Source organism: Streptomyces sp. NPDC006335, from assembly GCF_040612795.1.
In the GTDB taxonomy this organism is placed as follows: domain Bacteria; phylum Actinomycetota; class Actinomycetes; order Streptomycetales; family Streptomycetaceae; genus Streptomyces.
In genome coordinates, this window is record NZ_JBEXQX010000032.1 from 46,671 (window position 1) to 57,669 (window position 10,999).

The 10,999-nt window shown below is 64.5% G+C and carries 10 protein-coding genes and 1 pseudogene; 8 read left to right on the forward strand and 3 right to left on the reverse strand.

Annotated elements, in window-relative coordinates:
• Positions 1 to 120: 120 nt before the first annotated feature.
• The 6 genes from ABZ098_RS43555 (at position 121) to ABZ098_RS43580 (ending at position 5,443) form a co-directional block, all read left to right on the forward strand.
• The gene (locus ABZ098_RS43555; RefSeq protein WP_356600386.1) at positions 121 to 1,155 is read left to right on the forward strand and encodes a hypothetical protein; all 1,035 of its coding nucleotides are present in this window, start codon (positions 121 to 123) and stop codon (positions 1,153 to 1,155) included.
• Positions 1,152 to 2,711 carry a helix-turn-helix transcriptional regulator gene (locus ABZ098_RS43560; RefSeq protein WP_356600388.1) on the forward strand — a complete coding sequence of 520 codons (1,560 nt, stop codon included), beginning with the start codon at positions 1,152 to 1,154 and terminating at the stop codon, positions 2,709 to 2,711. The genes ABZ098_RS43555 and ABZ098_RS43560 overlap by 4 nt, the downstream gene beginning before the upstream one ends.
• A 100-nt stretch (positions 2,712 to 2,811) precedes the next feature.
• Complete coding sequence (locus tag ABZ098_RS43565; protein ID WP_356600390.1) at positions 2,812 to 3,384, forward strand: transcriptional regulator; 573 nt, start codon at positions 2,812 to 2,814, stop codon at positions 3,382 to 3,384.
• 351 nt (positions 3,385 to 3,735) lie between these two features.
• On the forward strand, positions 3,736 to 4,815 hold the full coding sequence (locus ABZ098_RS43570; protein WP_356600392.1) for a hypothetical protein: 1,080 nt from the start codon (positions 3,736 to 3,738) through the stop codon (positions 4,813 to 4,815).
• 116 nt (positions 4,816 to 4,931) lie between these two features.
• On the forward strand, positions 4,932 to 5,171 hold the full coding sequence (locus ABZ098_RS43575; protein WP_356600394.1) for a hypothetical protein: 240 nt from the start codon (positions 4,932 to 4,934) through the stop codon (positions 5,169 to 5,171).
• A complete protein-coding gene (locus ABZ098_RS43580; RefSeq protein ID WP_356600395.1) occupies positions 5,171 to 5,443 on the forward strand; it encodes a hypothetical protein in 273 nt (90 codons plus the stop codon). The genes ABZ098_RS43575 and ABZ098_RS43580 overlap by 1 nt, the downstream gene beginning before the upstream one ends.
• Positions 5,444 to 5,481: 38 nt before the next feature.
• Here ABZ098_RS43580 and ABZ098_RS43585 read toward each other — a convergent pair whose 3' ends face one another.
• Positions 5,482 to 6,948: a HEPN domain-containing protein gene (locus ABZ098_RS43585; protein ID WP_356600397.1), complete on the reverse strand. Its 1,467-nt coding sequence runs from the start codon at positions 6,946 to 6,948 to the stop codon at positions 5,482 to 5,484.
• 439 nt (positions 6,949 to 7,387) lie between these two features.
• On the opposite strand from ABZ098_RS43585, the gene ABZ098_RS43590 reads away from it, so the two are divergent.
• Together ABZ098_RS43590 and ABZ098_RS43595 are read left to right on the forward strand one after the other, a co-directional pair.
• Positions 7,388 to 8,188, forward strand: a complete 801-nt coding sequence (locus tag ABZ098_RS43590) for a hypothetical protein (RefSeq protein ID WP_356600399.1) — start codon at positions 7,388 to 7,390, stop codon at positions 8,186 to 8,188.
• Between the two features lie 3 nt (positions 8,189 to 8,191).
• Positions 8,192 to 8,530, forward strand: a pseudogene (locus tag ABZ098_RS43595) (Tn3 family transposase); the annotation flags it as partial.
• Between the two features lie 323 nt (positions 8,531 to 8,853).
• Here the strand turns inward: ABZ098_RS43595 and ABZ098_RS43600 are convergent.
• Positions 8,854 to 9,126, reverse strand: a complete 273-nt coding sequence (locus tag ABZ098_RS43600) for a hypothetical protein (protein WP_356600401.1) — start codon at positions 9,124 to 9,126, stop codon at positions 8,854 to 8,856.
• Between the two features lie 1,181 nt (positions 9,127 to 10,307).
• On the reverse strand, positions 10,308 to 10,514 hold the full coding sequence (locus ABZ098_RS43605) for a DEAD/DEAH box helicase family protein (protein ID WP_356600403.1): 207 nt from the start codon (positions 10,512 to 10,514) through the stop codon (positions 10,308 to 10,310).
• Between the last annotated feature and the right edge of the window lie 485 nt (positions 10,515 to 10,999).

A 10,999-nucleotide genomic window follows, 5' to 3' on the forward strand; every position in this document is an offset into this window, starting at 1 on the left:
GAGACTCCGCTGTTCTTGCCTGTCTCCTGATGCGCCCGGCTCCGCTGCCTCGCCTTGCCGCAGCGTTGCTGTCCAAACCGTCCCAGCCGCCGCTGCCTTCAGGGTGCTGGAGGTGGCGGGGTGATCCAGCACATGAACCTGGTCTTCCAGGCTGAGGGATTGACCGTGGGTGAGGGCGCGTTTCTGCTGGCGTGCTGCAACCACACGGACGCCAAGGGGTACGTGATCGCGTCCATGCAGCAGCTGGCGGACGAGTCGCACATGAAGATGACGGCCGCGAAGTCGAACAAGCAGCGGCTGATTCAGCGCGGCCTGCTGGCGTCGAGCGAGCGGTACAGCCCGAAGAACGGGGCTCGGATCGCGGACCTGTACCGGGTGAACCTGGACCTTCTGGCGACCATGAAGCGTGCGCGCACCGACTACGGGCCGACCCTCGTGGAAGAGCTGACCTTCAACGTGCCGAAGAAAACTCCCAGGTCAGCCCCCCCGTCGGATTCCGACCCCTCCCCCCGGTCGGAATCCGGCTCCCCCCCGTCGGATTCCGGCCCCCCCCCGTCGGAATCCGACGGGGATGCAGGGTCGGAATCCGACCCCCTTCTCCTTCCTTCTCCTTCTCCCTCTTCTCTCTCTCTGGTCGCAGCGAACGCTGACGACCGGATGGACGTCTCGCCGGACGGAGAGAGAGAGATCGAAGCTCCGCCTGAGGAACACAACCCGCACCCCTCTGAAGCGGGGCTGCCACTACAACGCGAAGGTTCAAACAAGAACGCAGCAGCGGGAGGCCGGATCGTGGCGGCGTACGCGGAAGCCCTGGGGCGACCTGTACTGAACGGGACCAAGGCCAAGCTGGATCGTCAGGCCGTCGAGCTGCTGGCTCAGGGTCTGCCGGAGGCTTGGCTGTGCGACCGGGCCCGGGAGATGGCGGCACGTGGTTGGTCCGACCTGGCTCGGCATGCGGAGATGTCCACGGCACCTCTTACCCAGACCGCCACGAAGTCCCGCCGATCCGGCCTGCCTGAGTGGTGCACCAAGTGCGGCCCCGGCTCTCCGGCGGCCCGCCTCAACCCGCGGTTCCGGACCCTGGGAGAAATGGGCAGCGGGGAGAAGTGCCCGGACTGTCACCCTGACCGAGTCGGCGCAGGGGCTTCACGATGAGCGATTTCCAGGCCATTGACGCTCTGCTGGCGTCCGCGTCGTCGGAGCAGGTTCCGCTGCCGCCTGTCGAGGAACGGCGTCGGTTGCGCGAGGGACTGCACCTCTCGCGCGCACAGCTCGCGCAGGTGTTGGGCGTTGGTGCGTCCACGGTGGGGGGCTGGGAATCGGGCCGGGAGCCGGGCGGTGAGGTGCGGGAGAAGTACGCGTACTTCCTCGAGGGAGCGCGCACCAAGCTGGATGCCTCCGCGGCCGCGGACGTGTCCGCCGGCGCCCCCGGCCCGGGAGACGACGGCTTGGCGGAAGCGGATGAGGCCGTCGCCACGGATGACGCCGGCGGCGATGTGCTGCCTGAGCCTGAGCCGTGTGTGCTGTGCGGGCAGCCGGCCCGGCACCAGGTCGAAGGGTTCCCGCAGCACCTGGACCCTGCCGAGTGCGGCACAGCCGGGACCGCGCAGCCACAGCAGTCGGCGCCCCGCAAGGAGTCGCGGCAGCCGGCGCCCGCCGCACGGCAGAGCCGGGCGGCCTCCGGCGTCAAGGTGGTGCCGGTCGGCCGCCGGGTGCAGGCGGCCTCCGACACCCCGGACCTGATCGGCTCCGCGGTCGCGGCCGCGCTCGACGAACACGCCGGCGATGTGGAGGCGGCGACCGCGGCGCTGATCAAGCGGGCGATCCCGGACGCGATGGCGCTGCTGGACCACACCCGCAAGGGCGGCCGCTACGACGTCGTCGCCCACCCGTGGCTGCCCGACATCCTGCGCAAGCAGACCGCCCGCGGCGCCGACCAGATCTGGGAGGCCCGCCCCAAATGGACCCGCCCTCAGCTGCCTGCCGGCGTACACGAGGTCACGGCCCTCGACATCAACGGCGCCTACTTGTCCGCGCTCAAGACGCATCTGCCGCTCGGGCAGCTGGAGCACTCAACCGGCGATCACCACGACCGGCGCCGCGCCGGCGTCCACTTGATCACCCCGCCGGTGTGGGAGCACGATGCGGTGCTGCCCAACCCGCTCGGCAACCGGGACGAGCCCGGCCCGCTGTGGGTGACCGAGCCGACCCTGCGCCTGCTGCTGCGCCTGTCGGGCCCGAAGTACGGCCTGTGCGAGCCACCGGAGATCCACGAGTCCTGGACCTCCGGTGCCACCGAGAGCCTGCTGGAGAAGTTCCGCATCGCTCTCAAGGACGCCCGCGACCGGGCGATCACCGAGGACGACGAAGTGACGCTGGAGTACGTGAAGGCCATGTACTCCAAGTTCGTCTCCACGATGGGGGAGTCGAACTACAACCGGGAGCTGTACCGCGCCGACTGGATGCACCTCATCCGCTCCCAGGCCTTCGTGAACCTCTGGTGGAAAGCGCACCGGGCCTACGACGAGGGCCTGATGGTCGTCCGCGCGATGGGCACCGACGAACTGCACCTCACCGGTGACTGGCGCGCGGTGTTTTCCGAAGGCCGCGGCGTCACCGAGGTGAAGGTCAAGGACGTCTACACCGTCGGCACCGGCCCCGCCCCCAGCGACGACCATGAACCGGTCCAGGAAGCCCCTCAGTGCCCCTGAGAGCGCCGGTCGACTGTCCCGGCGGCAATTACACCGAGGCGGGAGATCGGCCCCCGCAACCCCCGTATGGTGATCCACAACCCGAGGACCGGAAGAGACAATGCCTGAGCGGAACATCGAGTTCGGCAAATACGGCGCCCGCGGCATCAAGGGCCACGAAGCCGTCGCACGCCAGCTGGACGCCCTCGCCGGCTACATCGCCACCCCCGTCACCGCCCGGCGAGGCCTGCTGGCCCGCCTGCACTACCTCACCCGAACCCCTCACGCCCGCACAGCTGCCCGCGCGGCCGGACTGACCGTCACCGACCGCACCCTGCGCGCCTGGACGGCTGGCACCCGCACCCCCTCGAGGAAGAACCTGGAGGCGATCGAGCGGGCCTACCGCACCGTGCGCCGTGAGAACGTCGCCCGCTACCTGGCTGCCCGCCTCAACCGCGACGGCCGCGGCACCCGCGTGGAGATCCATCCCCTCAACCAGTCCCAGGTCTCACGGCCCCGCCAGCGGCCGGTGGAGTTCCGCGCGCTCAACGTGCGCCGCTGGGACCGGATCGTTGCCGCGTGGGCGGCAGGCGACGACCAGGAGCTGGATGACGCCTGGGTCGACATGGTCGTCGACCTTGGCTCTCAGTGGGGCCAGTACGAATACGTCACCAATGTCGGGTTCGCTGCCTGACCTTGGCGTTTGGCGGATTGCGGCTGACCGCGAGGTGCGGAGCGGACGCACCTCGCGGGGAGGCCAGTGCGGTCAAGCCGCTCGGGGGAGGAGGCGTTGTCAGTGCCTACCGCTAACGTCTGCGGCACCAGAAGTGACTGAGCCTGTTGGCGTCCCGGAAAATGTGTGGGGGAGACGCCTCAGCCTCGGTACCTTTACCCACGAGTGCGTGTACTTGGGGAATCGAGGCGAGGCACAATGCAAGGCCGTATAACCATAAGCAAAGGCCAGTCCAGCGTCGCCACGTTCACCCACGGCTTGGAGCCCTCCCTTCTGGGAGCGCTGCGTATCGACGCGTCTGCCGTACTCGCCTTGGACATCATTGTGTCCATCTGCAAAAGCCTCACCGACTCGACTGACCCCCGACCGTGGCAGGAAAAGCTTGAAGACTGCTTCGCGAGCTTCGACGTTGAGGTATTCGAAGAATTCTTCAGAACCTTCAGCGAAGAGTTCAAGGAAGAGGAAGTAAAGAACTGGATAGACCGGCTCAGTAGCGAGAATTACAAGAGTTTCGTGGAGCGTCTCCTGGGTGCTGCACGGTATCGACAGCTTATCGACGCGGTTAAGGAAGACGGAGCCGTCGTTACCTTGGCAATTCGACGCGGTGTCCGCGCCCTTATGCCGTTCGCCGTCGCATGGGGAGACGCTCTCAGCCTCATGTCGAAAGAGCAGATGAAGGTAGCCAAGAGGACCGACGCCTTGGCCTTCAACGCGGTACAGCTCATTGTCAGCCTCGATGACTTTCTTGGCGAGAAGCTACTGCCGGAGCTTCCGATGGAAGGCACGGCCGCGACAAGCTCAGACCTGGCCGCCTGGGCTCCAGACGGTCCGGAGGCCCTTGCCGCTCAGTTCCGCACCCTCGTGACGGAGGCCTCAACGAGACGCCTGGAGAGAGCTAACTCGCCCCTGGTAAGGAAGATCCGAGGCGCGCGCGACGCCCTCACGTACTCCGCTGACGGCGTGTCACAGGCCGCGAACTCCCTTATCGAACTGCTTGACAGAGTCATGCGCGAGGCTTTCCCGCCTGCGGAGGTACTGCGATGGGTCGACGGAAACCTTCCCGAAGAAGAAGGCCTCACGTACATCAAGGACGGCCAGAGGGCGCCGACAAAGCGAGCCGAAGCGCTCTGCTTTGTCTACGGGGGAGGCTCTGTAATGCCCGTCGAGCCCAACCAATATGAACTTTCAGTCTTTCACGATGTCGTCGCCCTCGTGCTTGTCTCAGCGCGCACCAAGCTGCAAAAACTGAAGCACGCGGACAGCGGAACGCCGGAAGAGCGAGAACAGCTCATAGCCGTACTGGCGGCGATCGAAGGGGCACTCATGCTCGGACTGACCATTGGGGGACTCTCCGCAGACCCGCAGTCCCCCTACGAGCTCCCTGCGGCGTAGAGGGCCCCGACCCCGCAGGGCTGACCTGTGGACGGGTTTCCGCCGGACGGTCCCCCATCGCCGGACGCAGTTATACCGTGGTGGTGCACCCCAGTTGAGTACTCGTGGAGGCCTTGATGAGCGAACAGCCGGCCCCCGAAGCCGCCGCCGTCTCCCGGCAACCGTTGGAACCCGCGGCCGCTGACGCCATCCGCGCGTACGCGGCCCGCACACGCGAGAGCGCCGACCAGCTCGCCGCCGTCCTTGAGGACCTCGCTGAGAACGGGCTGCCAGCCGTGGACGACTGCACCCCGTGGGAGGACCTGCGCGAGGCCCACCTCGCCCGCCTCACCAGCCAGCGGCCGGCCGTCGCCTGATGCCTGCCCAGCACGGCCCGCGACGCGCCCGCATCGCTTTCTCCGACGCGGCCGCCAAACAGTTGGAGAACATCAGCAGCGAGGCGGACATCCACGCCTTGGACCGCGCCCTGGTCGTCCTCTCTGTCGACCCCGACGCTGGCATCCTCATCCCCGGCACCACCGCCGGCCCCCAGCTACGTCAGTACACCGACGACGTCGAGCACGTCCGCATCCTCTACTTCGTCACCGCCCTGCGCACGGTCGTCGTCGTCGCCTACATCGAGGTATAGCCGTTCTGCCCCGGGTTTGAACGACGGGGAACGAGCAGTCACTCTGCGGGTGAGACACGGCTGATCACGGGCTCGGGGCATCCCAGGATGCGCAGGGCATGTCCGCGGACGATGAACTCCAAGAGGCGCACGACCTCGTGTAGACGGTAGGGATCGTAGCCACGATTTCCGTGAGCGAGGTTGTTGCGAACTACTCGCAGGGCCCCCGCGGTGGTGAGGTCAGTGGTGTCCGCAGCCTGTACTTCCTTGACGAGATCTGTCGCGCTCAGCTGGTCCATGAGGTTGACGGGCAGCCCCGTCAACAGGGCATCCAGGGCTGTGTCGAGGCTCACGGACGGCTTCTTCGACAGATATTTCTTGACGAATTTAAAAGTCTCAGCATCTAGGTCATTCTTTGCTTGGGCCAGAGCCACCTTGTAGTTGACAGTATGTGTGGCCTGCCGTTGCTCATCGCTTGCCTTGTTCTCGTATCCATACAACCCTTCCATGGCTTGAATGAGCAAGAGGTAGCGGGAGCGGGGGTGTTGGTCCCGTGCATGAAGCATTGCTCCGTATGTTTCCACCAGGGGGTGGTGTTCGGCGGCGTACCGGGACCATTGCGTGACCAGGTCCAAGAGGGAGAGCCCGTCAGGAAGCGCTCGTATGACGCTGTTGTGGGCCTTAATGGCCGTGGTGGAACTGGCAAAGGGAGATTGCGTGATGCCGGTGCCGAATACCTGGTACTTGTTTTCTCGGCCTTCGAGCTCCACATGAAGGTAGGAAAGCTCTTGGGGCTTACCGGTAGCGATTGAGAGGATCTTGCGCAGTGGCTCGATGTACTGGTTGAGGGTGACCTCAAGCGGCTTGGGATCAGAAAGTTTCACGGTAGCTACTGGGCTGAATGCCAGGTTGAACTCGCATGGGTCCAGCGCTCGCATGCGCTGGTAGTAGCTCACGGTGAGTTCAGCGTCCTCGGTTGACCACGTGCCTGCGGCGTTGGCGTTGACCGTTGCTGCCCATCGATCTTGCTCACCGTCCGGATGGTTAGGGTGGGAGACGTTTTTGATCGGGGCAACACCTAGGGCTGCGTCTAGGGCGGTGATCTGAAAGGTCGCCGAGGTGACGTCCGGGGGTGCTGCTACGGCGGGTGCTCCCGATATGTCCGCAAGACCGAAAAATGCAGGCTTACCCAACAGAGCAGCCGCACCGGTAATAAGTCCGACCTTGTCCCAGAGTTGGATGTGCGCGTCAAGGAGAATGACCGAACCGCCGTTGGCCAATCTCCCGTGCAGGATAGGAAAATTGATCTCTTGAGGGAAGGAAGTTGAAATGACGCCCGGGGAGTGTTCAGTGTGCTGCAGCGGCACGTCGCCGTAGATCTGACCGGTCGGACGGTGCAAGGGGCGCAGTGTCAAATCGCCCGGTATTTCTCTCTCGTCTCCGGCTTCGTTGGGAACGAGCCATGAGCACAGATATGTCTCGGGTTCGTAAATCAAGTTTAGAGGTAGCTTCTGCTTGTCGGACATGGCGCGGCCCTCATTTCGATTTGGGTTCAGGTAGGTAGCTTCCGATCTTCCCCACTGATGCTGCCGGATGTGACGCCCCGTGTATGCGGTTTCTGCACATCGAGGGCCTGGCCGTCGATGGGCTGGCCACCACTGTCCTGGCGGCACTCGCATTCGCCGTGTCCTCCGCCGCCCCTGACCCGCTGGCTCCAGTGGGCTTCGTTTGGCAGCATCGTGGTCAGGGTCATCCTCGGAGGTGCCGACTTCGTCGGCCTTCACTGAGCTTGCCTTTTAGACGTCGTCTTGATTGGCGGTAGCTCGTTACTCAGGGCATGGCGGCTGGTGTCGGATGGGCTGTGGGAGATCTTCCAGGACGTGGCCCCGGAGCCGCCCGTACGCGCTCAGGGTGGAGGCCGGCGTAGCCACTCGACGGCCCCGGCGGCGATGGAGATGATGCCTCATGAGTTCAGACGATCTCTCATACGAGTCCGCCCTGGCCCGACTCGCAGGCGAGCGGCCTCGTCTTGCCTCGGCTCTGCACCGGGCGGAGAAGCGGCGAGCACAGCACGCGGCTTCCCTGCTGACAGGTGCTCGGTTCAAGGGCCTGGACGAACTACTTCGCCACCTTGACAGCGTCGCCGAGGCGTTCAAGACGAATCCCCAGCTGTCTCAGCTCACGTTCCTGATTTCCCGCAGTGTTGCCGACTTTGAAACCGCCGCGGAGGCCACTCTCTCGGGATACATGGCGGTGGCGGCTGACGCCATGCGCGATGTGATGGAGATCGAAAACCTACTCTTGGACTTCGCCATCAGCCCGGGCCACATCGAGGAGTGGCTCACCTGCGATGATAAGACGCGCATGAGCAGGTTCATGCCAGTCGTGGTCCGCAAGCGGCTCCATGCTGCTGGAGTTCCGCCCTTCGCTACGACAGCCGAGTCAGTGGACTATAAGGCGCACAGCCAGGCCCTGCACGTCAGCCCTCACCAGTTTCCGGTCGCACGCAAGGGCTTCTCCGCCGGACAGGGAATGGACGCTGACGCCGGATTCTGGGAGATCTTCGAGCACGCGCGGCGGCTCCACTTGGCTCTCCGGCGGCTGACCAGCAGGCTTCAACCAGACACAGCCGTCCACCGGCTCACAGAGCAGGAACTCATCGACTTTGAGGACGCCTGGCAACGCACGCAGCAGATGCAGGAGATCTACATGGCACTTATCAAAGCGACGTTGGAAGCGCAGACCGAGAACGGAGAAGCCATTTGACTTGAGCGATTCTGGCGCGCGGAGATGCCTTGCGTCGCCACTGGCGGTTACGGGCCACTGGAGGCCCTGGCCCGCAGCCGGGTGAACCTGACCAAGGTGATCACCCACTGGCCGGACCTGCTGCGGGTGGCCGGCTCGCTGGTGACCTGGCAGGTCCGCGCCTACGACCTGCTGCGGATGTTCGGCCGCGAGGGGCGCCCCACCCCGCTCGGCACCGCGTCCGCCGAGTACGGGCGGATTGCCAAGACCCTCCACCTGCTGCGCGTGGTCCCAGTTGGCGACACCTACCGCCGACAGATGAACCGGCAGCTCACCGTCCAGGAGTCCTGCCACAAGCTCGCCGTGCTCCTCAGGTGGGACTCATTTGGCATACGACCTGTTGCGTTGATGAGCTAGCAGTTGGCTCCGGAGCCGAACAGGTTCCCGGCAGCTCTTGGAGCCTGCGGAGCTGCCGAAGGCCAGAAGCGCTGTACGCGGCTTGCCTCCGCAAGACCCGACTACATCCTCGCCAACGCCCCTGTACGCCCCCGTAGTCGACGTTCACGCCCCAGAGGTGACCCTTGGGTGAGCGATGCTTGTTCGCCCCTCAGATCGCCGCACAGCCGGTTCATGCAGTAAGCCAGAGGCTCTGACTGGGGCTCTGGCCTTACTGCAGACGTCGCCTTTTATCCGAAGAGCCCCGCTTTCTCCTCCAAGATGACCATGAGACCGAGAGCGGCTACGAAGGTCCCGGCTGACCAGCCGATGGCTTCAGCCAGATCGTTGGTGACCAGGTCACCAACGATGAAGGCGGCGAGCGCGGCAGCAGTACCTGTCATCACCGCCAGAAGCAGCGCCAGCACCCTGACCGTGTAGGTCTGACGCTGCGGTGCGAGAGCGGTGTGACCGGTTGCCCCCGTAGCGCCCGACACGGGCTCCCCGTGGATGTGTACCGTCATGAAAAGGCCCTTCCAGGGTCTGGGGGCCTGCTTGCCACGATCCGCCAAAGATTCCGACGAGCAGGCCCCGTTTGTTCCCCGACTTCATCAAGCCGAGGTGCGCCGCTGATGCGGCTGTCTTTCACCCCCCCATGAGCGCAGCCCAAAGCAGGCCGCCAGGGTGCGGACAGTTCCCCCGACATCCGTAAGGCCGGGACAAGCACGCACCCTGCTGGGAGTGCACCGACCGTAGCCCCAGACGCACCGTCAACTCATCCAGCTCAGAACGGCCCTTACCGGTCGGTAGGAAATAGCACGGGGACTACGCGTGCGCGCTCCCGCGCGCACGTAGGCGCGCGTGTGACGCAGTTCACCGCCTCGTGCGTTTCCGACCCCGCTTCCCCCTGACACTCAACGACTTTTTCACGTACCTAGGCGGCGACGCCGGCCCCTCCAGCCAACCGCCCTCGGCCCCCAAGTTGCGGCGTGACCCCAACCCATGCGCGCGCAGAACGTGCCGCCGTCTCCGCTCCTCCTGCACCAGCCACTGGTCGTACTCGGCAGGCGACAAATGCTGAGGTGGTCGGTTTCGCTTCCCACGACGCACAGAGACGACGTCCCTCTGCCGCCGACTTTGCTCCAAAGAATGACGTACCGATGCAAACCACTTCGTAATGGTCTTCAGCGTGTAGCCAGTCGTATACGCAAACTCCTCCTCAGTGACACCTACTTCCATCGCTTTACGGACCAGGCCTTTAGCGGCAGCTGCGATCTTCCGTTCGAGAACGGCAGCACGATGACGTCTCTCATGGACCCGCGCGAGCTGCACCCACGCTTTCTCAATCGGAACAGACCGCACTGCATGCTTTGTCTTGACCAACCATCGCCCGACAGTCTTCAGCGCATATCCCGTTGCATCGACTACTTCTTCAGGAGTAGCCCCAGCAGCAACTGCCTCCGCGACACGCTTGCGCGCTTCACGAAGCCCGTTTTCCTCGGCAGATCGAAAACGCTTGCGCCGCCGATCGATCCGAGTCAGAGAAACACGGACCTCCCGAGCAACCTCCTCGAGCGTCTTCCCATGACTGCATGGCCCCTTGACCATCAGCACCCCCTCGGCTCCGTATCTTGCCAAGGGAGAGCCCGCCAGGAAGCTTGATCAGCCAAAGGGGGCACCGTTCTCAGGTGATCAGGAGCGCTGACTAGGCCCTACACCCACACCCTACGTTTGGCCCCCACCTCTCAAGCGGTGAATGACCAGCATCTGCGGCGATGAGGGTCTTACCGGAGCCGGTGGCGGCGATTACCTGCGTCCTCAATCCCTCGGGAGGCATACAGCCACCGGGCGGCGTACCGAGAATGCGGACCACGTTCTCGACGGACTCAACCTGATGTGGTCGTAATTCCATCTGAGTAACGGATCCTCACATTCTCGAAATTCTAGAGGAATTCAATCGCTATCTCAGATTCGATACGGGATCAAAATGACGACATCTATCGAATGAATCTGTCTGGGCATAGATACTCTGTCATTATCCCAGAGTATAGCTGAGCATTAGAGTGACGCACCAGGTGGACGGGTAGTGACCAGAAGTGAGCGCGGGGGACGATTGCTATGACAGTCCTGACGCTGCATCCCCGGCCGGAGCTACCTCCTCATATTGCTTGCCGTTTTCCTGACGCTCCCGGAGGGTGCGTCAGGTCCCGTACCTGGACTGTGGAGCAGGCCGGCCCGGGACGGCCCGGGGCGGAGCCCGGGCCCCGGATCACGGAGTGATCCGAGCGGCGGAACGGAGTTCCGCCGCTATTCCGGCGAAGCCGGAATCCGCCGCGTAGCGGCGGCGCGTCGTGTCTGCGGAGCAGACCGCGCGTGATTCGCAGAGCACACGTGTGT